Here is a 17,550-nt window from a genome sequence, read left to right on the forward strand (position 1 = left end):
TCGGTTGTTTGATAAGGGTATTAAGGTGTTAAGCCTGTTCTTTATCGACGAGGTTGCTAAATATCGTGACTATTATCAGCCAGATGAAAAAGGTGAATACGCGCGAATTTTTGAAGAAGAGTACCAACTACTCGTAAACGACTACATCCCTCTCAATTCAAAAGGAGAGCATGCGGATACGGCATATGCTCGTTATTTGAAGCGAGACTCGGCATCGGGTATCCACCAGGGGTATTTTTCTATCGACAAGAAGAAACGGTTGGTTGATCCCAAAATTAACAGAAGTGGTGACAACAAAGGGTTGTCTGATGACGTAGATGCTTACGATCTGATTTTGAAAGATAAAGAGCGCTTACTTAGTCTATCTGAGCCAACAAGGTTTATTTTCTCCCACTCGGCTTTAAGAGAGGGCTGGGATAACCCTAATGTTTTCGTGATCTGTACTCTGAAGCACAGCGATAACACCATTTCACGACGTCAGGAAGTCGGTCGAGGTTTGCGCTTGGCAGTAGATCAAGACGGAGAGCGTGTCGATCATCCATCCATAGTTCATGATATCAACCACTTAACCGTAGTCGCTAGTGAGAGCTATAAAGACTTCGTGAGTGGATTACAGCAAGATATAAGTAGTTCGTTATCATCAAGACCAAGACAGGCAGATGAAAAGTATTTCACTGGTAAGATGTTAGGTACACTAGAAGGTGATATTGAAGTGACACCAGAGATGGCAAAACAGATATACCGCTATCTGCTTAAGAATGACTATTCAGATGACAACGATAGAATATCCGACACCTACCATGATGCTAAACGCGAGGAGCAACTAGCTGCGCTTCCAGAGAGCCTTCAGCCTTATGCCGAGCAGATATTCCATCTAATTGATTCGGTATACTCTGATGCTCAGCTTCCTGATATCGCAGATGATCGGAAAGCGAAAAGAAATGAGCTTAACAAGAATTTTGATAAGAAAGAGTTTCAGGAACTGTGGGGACGTATCAACCACAAAGCCATTTACAATGTTGAGTTCGATAGTGACGAACTAGTATCAAAATCTATCCCAGTTCTTGATAGTAAACTGCGAGTTGAAAAGCTTCATTTCGATATTGTCCGAGGTGAACAGATGGCGAATTTTGATGCTGAGCAAATGAAGGCTGGTCAAAGTTTCAAAGTAGAAGAAACAGAAAGTGCTGAGTACCATGCGTCGGTTAAATCTAATGTCAGATATGATTTGCTTGGTAAGGTAGCTGAGTTAACTAAACTAAAACGTAGTACGGTAGCTGATATTTTGCGTGGAATCGGAAGCCATGTTTTTGAGCAGTTTAGAAACAACCCGGAAGACTTTATCGTAAAGGCTGCGCAACTGATCAATGAGCAAAAAGCGACTATGGTCATTGAACATCTGGCATACGATACGTTGGAAGAGAAGTTTGAAGCAAATATTTTCGATGCAAACGGCTCAGAAGATTTTTCTAACGCTGGGGAGAAGCTGAAACGCCATATCTACGACTACGTAATTACAGACTCAAAAGTTGAGCGTAAGTTCGTTGAAGAGTTGGATACCCGAACTGAGGTTAGTGTATATGCAAAACTACCAAGAGGCTTCTTTATCCCAACACCTTTGGGTAGCTATAATCCAGACTGGGCCATTACTTTTCAGGAAGGCGCGGTCAAACATGTTTACTTCATTGCTGAAACGAAAGGCTCAATGCAGTCCCTCCAGTTAAAAGGTGCTGAGCTTGCGAAGATCGAGTGTGCAAGAAAGTTCTTTGAAACGGTGAACGAAAAGTTCAGTGAAAACAAAGTTAAGTATGATGTTGTAGATAGCTATGAAAGTTTGAAAACACTAATCCATTAAGGTGAAGGCTCAAAGTTATGCTTTGAGCCTTTTATGGTCAAAGGGAATATAAACATTGACAGAAGTTTCCTCTCAGATAGTTAATAGTAGCGCCATTCCTGCTTGGAGTGGGTTTGTATATCAGGGTAAAGTTGCCTTGTATCACGCGATACGTCTTCTTACGCAAGGGGATTCCGAAGCTCATTACCTGAATGTCGAGCTCCTAGATGATTTTGTGATCCACGATTGTAACGGTAACGTTCTATCTCTTCACCAGGTCAAAGCTATGAAGAGTGATAAGCGCTACTCTTATAGCCCTGCCTTGCAAAAGGCATCAAAAGTATCAGAGAGATGCAATGAGAGCACTGTTAGATGGTTTCACGTTTCAGTGAGGCTTGATGATTTTTCTGATAGGGCTGCTAATGTCGCTAATGGCGAGCATCTTGTTCAGTTTTATCAGTACCATGATGATCGTTGTTATGTTGAAACGAACTCTATCGATACTAAACTCAATGAAATTGTTGAACAGTACCTTGGAGCATACGGACTGCCATCCACAGAATTACTAATTGCGCATAAATTGGCTAAGTTGCATGTATTGTTAGCTGGGCGAGTGAATTTAGCTCACTATCGAAACCAACATGAGTCGATGAACAAGTTTGAAGCGGCAGAATCTATTCCAATTTATTTTTCGGAGATAGAGGATTGTTTACATGCTGAAGTAATTCACAATGATGATCATGCAGCGATTCTATTTGAGTTTAGAAGAACTCTTTTGGATAGAACCGACCAAATATTAGATAGCCTTCAGGAAGGTGAGTCTATTGATTTGAATGGTATTTGTAAGTGTAGATTTGTAGTAGCGAATATGGATATTCCTGCCTTAACTCGCCTCTACTATTCAAAGAAGCCAAATCAAAAGGGAATCACTTTAGCTGGTTTTAGTAATGATACTGTAGATCATTATTTAAGAATAATTCTCAACATCATAGGGATTAAAATGTCTGAAGACTTACCACACTACTTCAAAAGCGGACTTGGTTCGTACCTTCCTACTGCGATGAAGTTTGATTTTTTAAATAAGAAATTAGACGTAAAGCAAATTCAAGAAAATGTTGATGGTCTGCGTGGAAACCTAGCTGTACAAGATGTGCTCTATGATTACGATAATCTAGTTGTACATATGGATAGTGCTCCATTTCCACTTAGTAGTGAATCTAGTTCTACTGGTAAATTTACAGAGATTTCTGAAAACGATAAAAACCGAATTACAAAAATAAACAATGTGAGGTTTGTGTCAGTGCGTGACGCAAGTGATGAAATAAATGATTAATCAGATAATTACAACTTTATCAAGCAACTCTCCTTGTAAGTTTGAGTTAGTTGAACAAGAGGCAGAACAGTTTTCTTTTTATCGAGCAACATCACCGGATTACCAACGGTTTTTGGTTGTAGTACAAGTTGCGAAATTAATGAAACCGAGTGAACTTAACCAATGGGTGTTGGCAAATACTCCGGATGAGCTAAGGGAATTACCAGCTTTTGCTAAAAACACAGATGTTCTGGTTCTTTTTAAGTTAGATCGTTTAACGGATATCGTTGGTTATGAAAGCGAACTCTTTTCTCTGGAAGAGGATGGCTATAGCTTTAAAAAACATGTGTTGTATTACTCACAAGGAGAATTGGCCCTTTTGAATGATATGGATGTGAATAGCATTGCAAATTTAATAAAAGATCAAAGTAAATTTAGTCTATATAAAAAGTCACCTTTGGCCGAGTCTGAATACGGTATAGCTAGTCGTATTTTTATTAAGTTGCCTTTTTTATCTGTTCCTGTAGACGAGTCTGAGCTAGATGATCCTTGTCAGTTGGCAGACGACTACTTGAAGAAATTAGGTTTACTGTCGATTAGTAATGAATTTGAAACGCTAATCACAAGCAACGGTAATAATTACAAAGCAATAGTTGAGGGGTACATTCGTGGCAAGATGGCGAATTCACAAGCTGAAGATTAATGGCTTCAAGGTTTTTACAAAGTTCTCAGAAAACTATTCGTCTGATCTAGTTGTTTATGATGGACCGAATGGCTTTGGTAAAACCTCTTTATTTGACGCCAAACAACTGCTTTTTTGTAGTGAACTCCCGAGAATCTCAGCGAGGCATCGTGCTCTCAAAGGTGGGAACAAAAAGTACCGCCGTAGTATATTCCAAAACCATAACAGCCAAGATGGAATATCTATTATTGCAGAGCTTAAAAAGGGTAGTGAAACACTTTATGTGATGAGGTGGGCTAAGCAAGAAGATTTAGATTCAAGTGGGAACAAACCTAATAGCTTTAATGAATTCAAGCTTTATGAGCTATCTGGTTTCGATGGTACTGCAAGCCCTCAGTTAATAGACGATGAGGAAAAGTTTTGGTCGGAGAAACTTGGCGATAAGTTTCTAGAAAACTTTCCAGTGCTTAACTACTTACAACAAGATAGTAAATCAATTGTTATTCCTGATGGTTGTAATAGCGATAAAAGAACGGATCAAATAAGCCACCTACTCAACCTTGATGAGCTAGATACAAAAATTGATAATATTGGCAAGTTAAAATCGGAGTCCAAAGCGCAGTTTAAATATGCTGGAGATGAATATGCGAAGCAAAAACTTCGACTAGAAGAGCTACAGCAAACTTTAACGGTCAGTGACGTGGCTCCGGTAGCTTACACTAAATTAACTGAGTCGAAGGTTACTCCTCAATGGGACCTTGAGGTTCCATTTTCTGTTGATAGCTTAAAAAGCTTGGAACAGCTACAGGAACAACTTGATTTGTTAAGTAATGTCTATGCTGGCCGGCAAGAGATTGCTAAGAGGGTAAGGAATCAACTTAAAATTGATTTCACTAAACGAGCTGAGTTTGGTTTGGCCGTTAGGCTCTTTCATCATTTCGATAAGCTACCTAGCTTAAATAAAGAGAAAGCGGAGCTAGATAAATTAGACAAAATTTGTCGTGCGTTGGAGGTTGAAGTATCAAAGCTTACTTCATCACATGGTTCACTTATTTCAGCTTGCCTTGACGAGCAAGAATCAGCCAAGCTTATACAATTGCTTGAAGAAAAAAATAAGCTTCACTTAGGCCACAGTGATGTGAGCAAAAAACAAGCAGAAGTAATGCAGCTGAGATTAAAATTGACTCAAAAAGTTGATATTAGTGAGCATGAATGTCCACTTTGTGGGGTTGATTATAAAGAGAATGAGATACTACTTTCGGCAATTGACGCAAAGACAACTTTGTTAGAGCAAAAACTAAATAAGATCGGTTTACAAATCAATCAATGCTACGAATCGTTAGAGGCGATTTTAAAACCATTAAAAGCTCAGTATGTCCCATTGTTAGAATCAAATAGACGTGAGTTTAATGCAACACTGTATTTGGAGTTGACTAGATCTGAGCACCAAATACAGAGATTAGTCTCGATTGGACAAAAGTTGGCACAGCAAGGGATTGAGTTACCAAGGGCATATGCCACAGAACCAGAGGACCAATCGAAACAAGTTTCAGCAGTGAATACCGCTATTCTTCAATCTCTAGAGCCAGAAGATGAGATGTTATCAACGAATGAGTTTGGCTTCTTTAAAGCTCATTTTTCTGATCTAAGTAAACTTGAACAGTTGACAGAAGCGCAGATTGAACAGAAGAAAAACTACATTGAGCAACAGTATAAATTGACCATAAATGCGTCGATTATTGCACTGCAAAAGGATGTAGAGTTTTACCGTAAAAAATCTCAGCATTTAGAAGAGTTATGTTCACAGCTAGAAGGCATAGAAACCCAGCTTAAACGCGCGCGTACAAACTATACTAATCAAACACTTGGTCAGATGGAGTCACTTTTCCATATCTATAGTGGGCGATTGCTACAAAACTATCAAAGCGGGTTAGGTGTCTTTATTGATACACCTAATGGTAAACAACGAAAAACAGCTGCAATGAACTTTACCACAGTGCGTGATTCTGAGCATGATGCAGCGCTGTCGATGAGTAGTGGGCAGATTAGTGCTCTTTCGCTATCTCTATTTCTTGCGCTTAACAAAAAATACGCCAAAACTGCGTTTGTGTTTATTGATGATCCAACGCAGTGTATGGATGAGATCAACATAGCATCATTGAGTGATTTGCTCCGAGTTGAGCTAAGAGATAGACAAGTAGTGATGTCTACCCATGAGCAGGATATCTCAGATTACTTGTGCTACCGTTACGGGAAAGCTGGTCTTTCTAGAAAACAGGTAAACCTACTTGAGAAAAACAAAGTGGTTTATGAAGCATAAATTCGATTAGAAATTTAATTTAACTTTATAAATTGACGATTAGTTAGTTGTAGTTACCACCGATATCCCAGTTTGGGGAAATGCCTGGGTACAGTACAAGTGCTTACGTGTACTAAGTCAGACCTGATCTGACATTTACCCAGACCCTGTAAATAATTCTGTGTAACTGTCAGGGTTACATATATTCAGTGAGTCGGTCTTCGAACATAATCATAAAGCGGTTTAGATCTTGTCGCCAGTTTCTAATCGGCATCGTCCACTTCTTGGAAGCATCTCGGATAGCCAAGTAGATCACCTTTCTAGCTGATTCATCCGTTGGGAAGAGCTTGCGCTTCTTAATCGCTTATTCTAATAACGCTGTTGAGGGATTCAATGGCGTTGGTCGTGTAAATGGCTCGGCGAATATCCTCTGGGTAGTTAAACAGGGTGTTAAGGTTGTCCCAATGCGCCGTCCAAGAGCGACTGATTTGAGGATACTTACTATCCCATCGGTCAGAGAACTGTTCTAAAGCCAGCAGCGCCTCATCTTCTGTGGTTGATTGGTAGATTTTCTTCAGGTCAGTCGTCACCGCTTTATAGTCTTTCCAAGGGACGTATTTGACCGAGTTTCGCACCATGTGGACGATACAGAGCTGTATTTGCGTCTCTGGGAACGCAGTGTTGATGGCGTCAGGAAAGCCTTTTAGTCCGTCAACGCAAGCGATAAGGATGTCTTTTACCCCACGGTTTTGAAGCTCTGTCAGCACCTTAAGCCAGAACTTGGCGCCTTCCGTTTCAGAGAGCCACATGCCGAGCAGTTCTTTTTGGCCTTCCATGTTGACGCCTAACGCAAGATAGACCGCTTTGTTGATGACTTGCTTGTCTTGACGCACCTTAACCACGATGCAATCGAGATAGACGATAGGGTAAATTTCGTCGAGAGGTCGCGACTGCCATTCAATCACTTGCTCGAGTACCGAGTCGGTCACCTTTGATACCAGCGTTGGCGAGACATCAGCATCATACATTTCCTTGAACGATGCGACGATTTCACGTGTGGTCATGCCTTTCGCGTACAAGCTCAATATCTTGTCGTCCATGGATTGGAATCGAGTTTGGTGCTTGCGGACGAGTTGAGGCTCAAAACTGGCTTCACGATCGCGAGGGACGTCGATATCGACCTCTCCATCATCGGTGATGATTGACTTACCCGAGTAGCCATTGCGGGAGTTGGAGGTGGTTCTAGATTGGTGTTTTTAATATTCAAGGTGCTCATCGAGTTCAGCGTTTAACGCCGTTTCAACGGTCACCTTGGTTAACATTTTTCGGAAGTCATCAAGATCAGATTCAGTCTTAATTGACTTTGCTGCTTCACGAGCAAAAGCTTCGAGTGCTTTCTTATCCATATTGTCCATCCTTAGCCTTTAAGGCTTAAGTCTAGACAGTTACACAGAATTCAGGACACTCTCAGTTACAAAATGACACGTGTGACGGTGAGCATATTGTTGGGCGTCCACTTGCCATAATACACAATGCAACGACTTTACAGTCTACTGGCTTTTGCGATATCTAGTTCATATTTGTCCTTATATAATCTAGCGACTTCCAATGCTGGCTCTACTGGACCATGATAAGCGACGGTAAATTGAGAATCTTTAAATTGAATGAGCATTAGTTCATCGACTAAATCAACGGTTTTTGAATTTATCGTTACGAACCCAGAGGTTTGAGCTGTTGTTTTTACGCTAATTTTCTGACCATTTTCGGCAATGACATCGAACCCGTGTTGATTAGGTACTGAAGATAATTGACCGTTAGTCAGCAGGGCACACTTGAACTCACCAATGCGACCAATCAAATGCCTAAGTTCAGTAGGTTTACAGCCGAGAAGGTTCAGTTCTACCTCCAATAGCTCAAGGTAATCTTGATATAGCTTTTCAATGTGTTGTTGGTTTAATTTCCAAACGTCACGAATGCTGTTGTGTTCGGGAAGAGCAGAGTAAATAGGTGATTCTACTGGAAGGTAGTTGCCGTTTTTCCATTGACCAACGATGATATCTTCACTAGAGCCTTTAGGTCGTTGGTATACCCATCCTTGATAGTTATAAGACTTTCCCACGTACTTGAACTCACCAAAGCCTAAATAAATCAAAATATTTTTATCATTGCTAATTCCATTATTAATACGGTTATAGCAATAGTCTGTTGGAATTACTGAGCTAGGGTTTAGAGCATATTCTTCAGAGCAAAGCTGTTTAATTTCCTGTGTGGTGAAGACTGTTTTGTGTTGTTTGTTGAGTATTAGATCAACTTTATCGAAAATCGTCATTTCTTAATTTCCATACGTTGTTAGCTGTTTTAGTTTTGTACAAACTGAGTAAATCAAATCTGCTAGTTCAGTGACAGTAGCACAATCGTAGTAACTACCAAACTCATCATCCATTGCTTCAAATGTCGCATCGGTTGCATTGTCCACTTCCTTAATGCCAACAAGGTTGGAAAAGTCGAGCATAAACATCGTCGCAATCATGATACCTTTATCTTCCATACCACCGACGGCATTACCATCTTCGTCTTGACCGCAAAATATCCGACCGTAGGTGACGTCCTTAAAAGACACACCGAGTTCCCGTGCCCATACCATACGCTCGATATCATCGGCCAAATCACTGCCAGGTTTGATCTTCACTTGAGGAAGTTCGAAATAATAGGCGAATAGCTCAATTAAAAACGTCGTGATTTGTTCATGACTGGTGGCTGAAGATAGGTGAATCCTCGGGCATTTTTCTAGTAGCTGTCTCTCTTGCTCTTCTGATAAGTCATCATCCAGTGTTTGAGGTAATACAGGTGATGTAGGTACAATCTTGATGTACATCGGCTTTGCTTCTTTATTCATATTGTCCAACTTTTTTAAGATGTTGAGCTCTTCCTGTGTTACCTGTTGTTCTGGGTAAATCATACTGTTCCTTTTTTTAAATCGAGTTCTGGTTGCTTTGATTTCACTTCATCAAAGCAGCAATTTGCTGTTCAATATCAGCTTTCAGTTGTAGTAAATTGGTGAGTTGGCGGTATTTATCGTCAAGCTCACTTGCACTCTGCGAGTCAAGCTGCGGGATCTGGAGTTTGCTGAGCTGTCGAGGACTAAGGCGAATCTGGGCCAGTTCGTTGACAGAGAAGTCACGAAATGTGTACTCAAGCAGCCTTTGCCCTGCGCGTAAGGTCAGGAAAAGAAACAGTCGTTTGCCGTCCCAATGTTCATTGTCTTTGGCACGTAACACGGCAAACAGCTCGGAGCAGAAATACGTGCGTTGATCTTCAATAGAATAGTAGGCGACCTTGACGGTTTTTCGGTCTGCACTTTTATATAACAATACATCGCCTGGATTAATTGGGCTATAACGTTGAACTTGTTGTGGTTTACGGTGTGTTAGTTGAATTCGCTTCGGCGCAACTAGACCAAATTTACTGATGGATTGAGGAGAAATAAGTTGAATCTCAACCTCTTCTGACAAGTTTGGCGGTAGCTCTTCAGCTTGGCTTTGTAGAGTTGGTCTTACCACATCAAAAATGCTATCAATGTTGCGCCATTCTGAACTCGTCATGGAGTACTTAGATTCAATCTCTTGCTTTAGAATGTTTAGGTTATGTTCAAAACCTAATTCATGCATTTTACTACGAAAATAGCGTTGGACGAGAGGGTGCCAGGGTGCACAAAGTGTTTCAATAGAATCACTGTCGGTGGCGATTTCTATGTTTGTTGGCGACTTATCGTCATTTTCAATCAAGGCAACACACTTACTAAAGTCATTCCAAACATTCAACAGTTGGTCAGTTTCTTCACTATTCAGGAAAGTGGCTATTTCGCTGCGTGACTCCTTAATTTGAAACGTCATTTTGTGTTTAAAGCGCCTGGTATTCACTCTAAATTTAACGTGTGTTTGGTTTCTAACTGCAATCTTGCCCAAAATGTCAGACTGATAAATAGGGTAATCTATAGTGAAGTGATCCCAGCTTTCCAGCGCCAGTTTCAGCCTATTCAGATTGGCAGGTGTAATGAAGATCTGCTGATATTGCTCGACGAAAAATAGCCCACCAAGTTCGGTTAGTTGGTTGAAATTATTGATATTAGTTGAAAATTCACGTTGCGTTAAAATTCCAAGATCAAAAAAATAGGGAAGAGTGGTATCGAGCTTTTCAAGTGTTTGCTCAAGTGTAAAGCATCCTTGCTCTTTTTGCTGTGCGATAAAGTGGTCGCGTTGGTCAAACCATTCTTTGCTTAGACTCATTCCTTATACTCCGTGGAAGTTATATTTGCGTCGTTTATATTGGTTAAAAATTGCCTGTGCAATTTTTCCAGCACCTTGCTTTGAAGGCTCGATAGGCGATATCGGAGCGTAATCATCTGGCTCATTACAAAGGATGCGTAAATCGAGTACGGGCACCCGGTGCTCAGCCGCTTCTTTTAAAATCACCTCGTTGAATAGCCCTAAAGCGATGGTTTCTGCTTTAGATAATGTGGGTACCGCATCGTAAATAGTACAAACCGTGAGTTTAGGAAACTTTCTAAGCGCAAGGGCCAAAACGTGTCGGTACTCTTGACGGAAGCACTCCCGAACCTGATAAAGTGAACCCAATGCATCGCCGATTTTAGTGGACTCAATATTGAGTAGACCTGCAGCGGCATAGCCGAGCAAATCATTGCCACCACATGAGAGATACGCACATTGCATATTGAAATGTGTCTTTGAACGAGCCCGTGCTATTTGGTCGGGAAGGTTGGTCATAACGTGCCCATCAACAGCAAGTAATTCTACGTGTGTCGTGGGGTTAGCATTAGAAGCGGTTGTCATTGCCTCAGTTTGGATTAAACCTGTCAATTGCTCGGCAACCGACTCTCCCGTATTTACATAGGGCGCATTGTCAAAAATCGAATCCCCCAATAAGACGATTTGATCGGGTAAGTACTGACCTGTTGGTTCACTAGTTTCTATGTTCATGATTCGTACCTGTTATCGAGCTGTGTACTTACCGTACTTATTTTAACTCTGGTGCGTAAGTGTCGAGTTTTGGTACATGCTTCATTTTGATTGAGTCTTACTAGCGTTTGATAAGCCCTCGCTCACCAAGCAAACTGACCAGCTGTTCTTGGTTTTTAATACAAACTTGCTGGTAGACAGGCTCGGTTTGCTCGTGATTAAGGCTTAGCCCCAAACCATCGATAAGGTAGTTTATATGTGATAACCGACTTGGTATAACAAGTTCCCCGTCGCTCATGCCGTAGTCTCTTTCAATGAGTGATGCTTGATGGCGATTAAGGCGAGGGTCTGCTTGCAGTACAAGGGAGATAGGAGTGTTCCAGTCAGTGTCTTCCTCAATGGGGTTGGGGGAGGCGTCGAGTACTTCGGGTTCGCCAATAAATCGACTTAACACGAAATCGCGATAAGCTCTGTTTTTTTCACAATATGCTCGAACATGCCAGCGCAAAGGGGTTTCTACCAATGAGTGTGGTGCAATAATCCGAGCTTCGGGATCTGGTGAACTCATCGATAAATATTCAATTTCTAAACGTCGACCTTTGCCAATCGCACTTGCCAGTGCTCGCATTACGACGGGGTCAATGGCCCTAGTAGGAGGCATGACAGACGTGACTTCACTAAACCCAAGTGCAGACTGATTGTCTTTAGTTACAAGTCGTTCGTTAAGGGCTAGCAGGTTTAGGTATTCGTCGATACTCCCCCGAGTAAAGATGGGATCAAAGGTTTTTGATGCTGAATAACCGGCGATCTGCATGTCGTATTCTAGGTTATCGGGCGCATGCTCTCTCAAATAGGTGTTGATTTCTCTGGAGGCTTGTTGCCGTCCAATATCGAAACAATTGCACAAGTGTTTAGTGGTGACTCGACCTTCCCAGTAGGCGATGATTTCGATGACTTGGTAACGTAATCGTGTTTTTTTATTGATCTTTCTATTCGGAATTTGTTTCTGCTCAATCATTAAAATGCTCAAATTGAAAAGGTTAGCTGGTTAGTTGATGACTGGGTAAATAGAATCTCCCCAGAGCTCATCAGGATGACCCATCATCACTTCAATCACAAGTGGGATGACTTTTGCCATAATGGCAGTGCAGTCAGCGACCTGCTGACGGTTTACTTTTCCGTTCCAGGTGGCGCCACCGTGCAGAAGCTGGTTTCTTAACGTGTATAAGCGACTAAAAACAATCGACAGCACAACGTCGGTTTGCTCACTTGAGAGCGCTTGATGGCTGGCATGAATGGATTTTGCGCGCAGCTGCTTCCATTCATCTTGAGTTATGGCGTCGTTTTGGGCATCCCAATAGGACTCAAAGATAAACTCGTTATTGAGAACGACACGTATGGTGTTGGCATACTCTTGCCACACAAATTCTGCCAGTTGGTTCCCATCATCGAGTGAGATGAGTTTTGACAGGAATTGCTGAAACTTACCGCGTTCTGACATCAATATTGGACGGTCGATGTGCTGAGCGTAAGCGGCGTTGAAGGCGATCCAGTAAAAGATAAACTGGCTGTCCAAATCATCAGATTGTTCGGCTTTATTGAGCCAACTCAGTGCTCGATGTACACGTATCGCCAAAGATCTTGGGTGTTGGTCTCTCACTTCTCTATGTTTCGTTTTTAGCCTTTCGTAGTGCATGCCAGTCCCTTGATAATGCGTATAGAGTTAATATCCCAGAATGCAACAAAATGAGTAAGTGGTGTTAAGAGGTGGATCAATAAACACGAATTTGGTGTCGTAATACTGAGCATGTACCAAAAATCGACACTTACGCTGCGGCTTGGGTTTGATTAGGATACTAAAGAACCGGCAACTAGAGGGGTCTCATTTGAACAACACGCCAAATAACGAAGATAACAAACGTTTGATGTTGGATAAAGCGCAGGGCGCAATTGTTGGGCTGGCGCTGGGAGATGCGTTAGGCACTAGTTTGGAGTTTTGCCCCAAAGACAGTTATACGCCATTGCAAGATATCGTTTGCGGCGGCCCATTTCACTTGAAACCTGGTCAATGGACGGACGACACCTCAATGATGTTGTGTTTAGCAGATAGCATGTTGGCATTAGGTAAACACGAAGCACGAGATCAGATTAACCGTTATATTGCATGGTGGCAAGAAGGGCACAATTCGGTAACAGGTCGTTGTTTTGATATAGGTAATACAGTTTCGGCAGCACTAGAACTTTATAAAGCAATCAATGAGGTAAATGCAGGTTCTAGCGATGAGCAAAGTGCTGGAAACGGCAGTTTAATGCGACTAGCTCCGATTCCCATTTTCTATTCTTCGTTTCGGTATGCATCGCAAGAGGACGTGGTGAAAGCTGCTAGGTTGAGCTCAATCACGACCCATGCTGAGCAAAGAGCAGTGGAAGTATGTGAAATCATGGCTTGGCTAATGTATCAAGTACTGAATGATGTTGATTCGGTCTTGAGTAAAGCAACGCTGTTTGAAAAGTTGTCCAACTACTGGGGTAAAACTGGTATCCATGATGATTTGGCTACTGTAGTTCAAGGGTCGTTCTTGACCAAATCGAGAAAGCACATACGAGGAACAGGCTTTGTTGTTCAGTCCCTAGAAGCCGCGTTATGGTCTTTTGCTCATAGTGATAATTTTAAAGATGGGGCCTTGCTGGCTGCAAACTTGGGTGAGGATGCCGATACAACCGCAGCGATTTATGGACAACTTGCTGGCGCGTTTTATGGATACAGTCAATTGCCAAGGTCGTGGCTCGACAAGCTCGCGTGGCAAGATTATATCAAAGAGCAAGCTAAGCTGCTTATGATGATTCCTACGCTTGAGCGTCTTAGCTTGATGTTAAGCCAAATAGCGAGTATGCCTGAAAGCTCATGGAGTGAGGCAACCTATCTGTTGTTGTATGACCATGGCTGTATCTTGGCTGATTACCATTGGATGGATTTTCCCAATCGAGCGTTGATCGCTACCGATCTCAGGGTTCCTGCTGACGATGGAAGCCATCCAAAACGTCAGTTTTTCGAGCGTATGAGTTATGTAGAGGGCTTTCAGGTGATCACAGCCATCATTAGAGGTGACAGACTTAATGAGGGCTTATGGCAAAAATTTGTAGAAGATGGTTCACTACACGTCTGGCTAGGGCGAATGGCACAATTCGCAAATAATAATGATAATTTTTGAGGTTAAAATGGAACAACAGGCTCAAAGTTTGTATGCCAATATCACGTTAAACGATGTTCAGTTGGCGACTGTATACTATCCGATCTTAGTGGAACTTGCTCGTCATAAGTATTGTCTGACTTATGGTGAGCTGGTTAAGCGAGCCAAAGAGTCACATCCTGATATTGAATACGTCCAACGTGCGATACCCGTATCGGCTGGTCGTAAGCTTGACGTTGTCCGATTGTTTACCTCTGAACGAGGCTTACCTGATGTGACATCTCTTATTATCAATAAGACTGCGGGCGAATGCGGTAATGGCGTTACTGAGTACTTCGACCCCGTGAAATTAAGAGATGAAGTGTTTGCGTATGATTGGTCTTCGGTCTCTGACGATTTTGATATGTACATTGAAACGGCGGAACAGAAGGCTACCCCTCCCGTTAGGCTTTCACGTGCTGATGCAATGGCTATGACGCTGGACTTTTTTAAAGCCAACAGAGCAAGTCTTCCGAAAGCCATTTCCCAACATAGAGACGATATCATCAATCTTATCCTTGAGGGCTATAAAACTGAAGAAGCCTTTAAGTTGGTTGGCGATAGCCTATAAATTGTTTTTTATTGGCGAGGTGAGATGAATCAATCCGATAGTTTTGGGGAAAATACGATGACGAACGAAAATTTAACAGCGTGTCTTGCGAGCCAGTTTTGTGATGGGCTGTGGGATAGCTACACCAAAAAGTATCCGGTGTTCGTTAATCGTATCAGTCCCATATTTGTGCATTTAGCGGTTTATCAGCACCTCGTTAGCCACAGTTCTATCATTGGCAGTAAAGGGCGACAGCGTCAGCAAGAGTTAGTCGAATCGTTTGAGCAGTGGTATGAGGGAATAGAGCATGCTCGCGCCATTAATTGGATTGACCTAAATCTCACTGTACTAGATACGATTCAGGCTGTAACAGGTGATTATAGCTATGGTTTTAATTCGTCGGGAGCTTTTATTCGCGATCATAGTAGACATTACGCATTGGAGAGCAATCTTAACCATCAGCTTTTTCAAATGCTGCCGATATCTAAATCAGTCGTTGCAGAAAGCAATATCAACGTTGAGATAGTAAGGCAAATAAAAAGTCGACTGACTGGTTTTTGGGATTCATCGGTAAATGCTTCTACTCCAGGTGAACAGGAGTTGTTTGAATTATTGGTTCAAGACATCTCTCGCCTGCTAATAGGCACCTCTTACGAGTCGCGTAAGGCTCATGATTTAGATGTTTACCTTTACCTATTTCAAAATGCCGCTTTAGGAAATAATAAATCAAAACAGGAGTGCGCTCAGCTCGCATCATTAATTCAGGTAGTGGTTAAGGATATCCAGAGTCAGGGAAGTGAACCTAGTCCCATCGAGTCGATTTGGCAAATGGGCTTGGGCTATCCAGAGCAATTGGTTAAAGACTACAACCAACTGGTTGCAATGTTGGATAGCCAAGTGTTCACCGTGTGTAGAGAGGATATCGCTGATGGCTTTGAGCTGAGTGTTTGGCGCTATCCGCATAAGGAGCAAACACAGCAAAAGATTGTTCTACGAGGCGATGGATGCTTTGAGCTAATGGGAGTAAAGCCCCTCAGTTTTAATGAAGCTGGAGGGGTAGTAAGGCATTTGATGAGTGTGATAACAAGAGATGACTAATTTGATTACTTCGAAAGCAATTGGCTTACTCGTCAGGCTACTATGGTTTTTTGCATCACCATTGTTGATTCGCTATATCAGTAAAGGTAAAAGGAGGCATGTCCCGTCGCTAAAACTTGGCTAGACGTTGTCCCCTTCTTGACTATGTATTTTAGCAAGGGATTGCCCTCACTCGCGCTGTTTAATCGCCGCTATTTGCTTTCGTTATAAACTCACTCCACCAGCGCATGATTTCTTTCCGTTGCTCGAAGAAGTCAGAGCGGTTGTAGCTCGCTCTTGTCACATTCTTATCCATATGTGATAAACAAGCTTCTATATGAAGTGTATCAAAGCCCTGTTCGTGCAGAGCGGTCGATGCAATAGCTCTTAAACCATGAGCAACGAGTTCATCTTTAAATCCTAAACTACGTTTTAAAGCAGCATTAGCTGTATAGACGCTTACATGGCTATCAGGATTCCGTCCACTGGGGAACACGAACTCTTTGCCGCCGCTTTGGGCTTTGATCTTTTCAAGGATATTGATTGCTTGTTTGGTCAGAGGAACTCTGTGCTCTCTTCTTCGCTTCATTTCTTCGGCAGGTATAGTCCAGCATTGATTATTGAAATCAATGTCTTTCCAGCGTGTTCTAGCAGCTTCTTTTGGGCGGGAAATCGTGTGTAGTTGCCACAGCAAAAGTAGTTTAGTCTTGTCTTGAATGTTTTCGTTGTGCGACAAACGAGTCATAAACTCACCTAGCAACTCAGGGCGTATGGTAGGCATGTTTTCTACTTTATGTTTCTCAAATGAATTGATCATCTTGGTTAATGGGTTAGCGTTAATCACATCACTTGCTACCGCATACTCCATAATTTGATTTAAGCTCTGACAAATTCTTTTGATGGTGGATAGTTTTCCGTCTTTTTCGAGAGGGCGTAGCATTTCAATTGCATCACGCCGAGTAATGTTACTTACTGGAAGCCCACCTAAGCTATCAAATACGTACTTTTCTAGTGTTCTCCAGATTCGCTCTGCATGAAATGAGCTGACAGACTTACGCTTCCTATCAAACCACATAGTTGAAACTTCAAGAAAGCTATCATTGTGCTTACGTAATTCTTCGATTCGTTTATGTTCTTTGAATCGTTTTGGATCGATACCTTCAGCGATTTGTTTCCGATATTCGGCGGCTTCGAGTTTTGCAGCTGCAAGTCGCAGTGAAGGGTAGGTGCCCATTGGAATTTTTGTTATTTTTCGCGTTACAGGGTGACGGTATTTGAATTGCCAAGCCTTAGTGCCTGTCCCCTTATCAGAGCGCTTAGGTCGAATACGAAGCTGTAAACCCTCTTCAACAGTATATGTATATTCCTTGTCTTTGATGACGAGAGCTTTGATTGTGGTATCAGTGATTCGTTTTGCCATAGCGAATGATCTTTGAAGTGATTATTTGAAGACCATTGTATAGTAAATTGATTTGGTGGGGTACCAGGTGGGGTACCAAAATGATGATTTGTAGTGATATCTGGTGGGACGTTCTGGAATTGAGGTTCTGGTTAAATTATTGATATTAAATGATAAATTAGATGTTCTGG

The 17,550-nt window shown here is 41.9% G+C and carries 14 protein-coding genes and 1 pseudogene; 7 read left to right on the forward strand and 8 right to left on the reverse strand.

What is annotated here, in order from left to right; genetic code table 11:
- The first annotated feature begins 4 nt into the window (after nucleotides 1–4).
- From R7E78_RS19465 to R7E78_RS19480, 4 genes are read left to right on the forward strand one after another with little or no spacing between them, the layout of a single operon-like run.
- Nucleotides 5–1,855, forward strand: coding sequence for a hypothetical protein (locus tag R7E78_RS19465; RefSeq protein WP_318058158.1), 1,851 nt, complete (start codon nucleotides 5–7; stop codon nucleotides 1,853–1,855).
- 55 nt (nucleotides 1,856–1,910) lie between these two features.
- A complete protein-coding gene (locus R7E78_RS19470) occupies nucleotides 1,911–3,167 on the forward strand; it encodes an ABC-three component system protein (RefSeq protein ID WP_318058159.1) in 1,257 nt (418 codons plus the stop codon).
- Nucleotides 3,160–3,849 carry an ABC-three component system middle component 1 gene (locus R7E78_RS19475; RefSeq protein WP_318058160.1) on the forward strand — a complete coding sequence of 230 codons (690 nt, stop codon included), beginning with the start codon at nucleotides 3,160–3,162 and terminating at the stop codon, nucleotides 3,847–3,849. Before R7E78_RS19470 ends, R7E78_RS19475 begins: the two co-directional genes overlap by 8 nt.
- Nucleotides 3,815–6,148 (forward strand): hypothetical protein, encoded by a 2,334-nt coding sequence (locus R7E78_RS19480; protein ID WP_318058161.1) that lies wholly within the window; start codon nucleotides 3,815–3,817, stop codon nucleotides 6,146–6,148. The genes R7E78_RS19475 and R7E78_RS19480 overlap by 35 nt, the downstream gene beginning before the upstream one ends.
- Before the next feature lie 175 nt (nucleotides 6,149–6,323).
- Here the strand turns inward: R7E78_RS19480 and R7E78_RS19485 are convergent.
- The 7 genes and pseudogenes from R7E78_RS19485 to R7E78_RS19515 form a co-directional block, all read right to left on the reverse strand.
- Nucleotides 6,324–7,533: pseudogene (locus tag R7E78_RS19485) on the reverse strand (IS256 family transposase).
- Nucleotides 7,534–7,670: 137 nt separating this feature from the next.
- Complete coding sequence (locus R7E78_RS19490; protein WP_318058162.1) at nucleotides 7,671–8,456, reverse strand: DUF6998 domain-containing protein; 786 nt, start codon at nucleotides 8,454–8,456, stop codon at nucleotides 7,671–7,673.
- A gap of 3 nt (nucleotides 8,457–8,459) precedes the next feature.
- Entirely contained in the window at nucleotides 8,460–9,086 is a 627-nt protein-coding gene (locus R7E78_RS19495) for a hypothetical protein (protein WP_257889328.1), read from the reverse strand.
- Between the two features lie 40 nt (nucleotides 9,087–9,126).
- On the reverse strand, nucleotides 9,127–10,413 hold the full coding sequence (locus R7E78_RS19500; RefSeq protein ID WP_318058163.1) for a hypothetical protein: 1,287 nt from the start codon (nucleotides 10,411–10,413) through the stop codon (nucleotides 9,127–9,129).
- A gap of 3 nt (nucleotides 10,414–10,416) precedes the next feature.
- Entirely contained in the window at nucleotides 10,417–11,124 is a 708-nt protein-coding gene (locus R7E78_RS19505; protein ID WP_318058164.1) for an SGNH/GDSL hydrolase family protein, read from the reverse strand.
- A 100-nt stretch (nucleotides 11,125–11,224) separates the two neighbouring features.
- Nucleotides 11,225–12,121 carry a helix-turn-helix transcriptional regulator gene (locus R7E78_RS19510; protein ID WP_318058165.1) on the reverse strand — a complete coding sequence of 299 codons (897 nt, stop codon included), beginning with the start codon at nucleotides 12,119–12,121 and terminating at the stop codon, nucleotides 11,225–11,227.
- 30 nt (nucleotides 12,122–12,151) lie between these two features.
- Nucleotides 12,152–12,799 carry a HEPN domain-containing protein gene (locus R7E78_RS19515; protein WP_318058166.1) on the reverse strand — a complete coding sequence of 216 codons (648 nt, stop codon included), beginning with the start codon at nucleotides 12,797–12,799 and terminating at the stop codon, nucleotides 12,152–12,154.
- Between the two features lie 190 nt (nucleotides 12,800–12,989).
- Here R7E78_RS19515 and R7E78_RS19520 point away from each other — a divergent pair, with 190 nt between their 5' ends.
- Genes R7E78_RS19520 through R7E78_RS19530 form a run of 3 tightly spaced genes read left to right on the forward strand, consistent with a single transcriptional unit; the run spans nucleotide 12,990 to nucleotide 15,981 of the window.
- A complete protein-coding gene (locus tag R7E78_RS19520) occupies nucleotides 12,990–14,315 on the forward strand; it encodes an ADP-ribosylglycohydrolase family protein (protein ID WP_318058167.1) in 1,326 nt (441 codons plus the stop codon).
- A gap of 7 nt (nucleotides 14,316–14,322) precedes the next feature.
- Nucleotides 14,323–14,904 carry a hypothetical protein gene (locus R7E78_RS19525; RefSeq protein ID WP_318058168.1) on the forward strand — a complete coding sequence of 194 codons (582 nt, stop codon included), beginning with the start codon at nucleotides 14,323–14,325 and terminating at the stop codon, nucleotides 14,902–14,904.
- A gap of 57 nt (nucleotides 14,905–14,961) precedes the next feature.
- Nucleotides 14,962–15,981 (forward strand): hypothetical protein, encoded by a 1,020-nt coding sequence (locus tag R7E78_RS19530; RefSeq protein WP_318058169.1) that lies wholly within the window; start codon nucleotides 14,962–14,964, stop codon nucleotides 15,979–15,981.
- Between the two features lie 181 nt (nucleotides 15,982–16,162).
- Here the strand turns inward: R7E78_RS19530 and R7E78_RS19535 are convergent, their stop codons facing one another.
- On the reverse strand, nucleotides 16,163–17,380 hold the full coding sequence (locus R7E78_RS19535) for a tyrosine-type recombinase/integrase (RefSeq protein WP_213963388.1): 1,218 nt from the start codon (nucleotides 17,378–17,380) through the stop codon (nucleotides 16,163–16,165).
- Between the last annotated feature and the right edge of the window lie 170 nt (nucleotides 17,381–17,550).

The sequence above is a fragment of the Vibrio sp. YT-19(2023) genome (assembly GCF_033337395.1).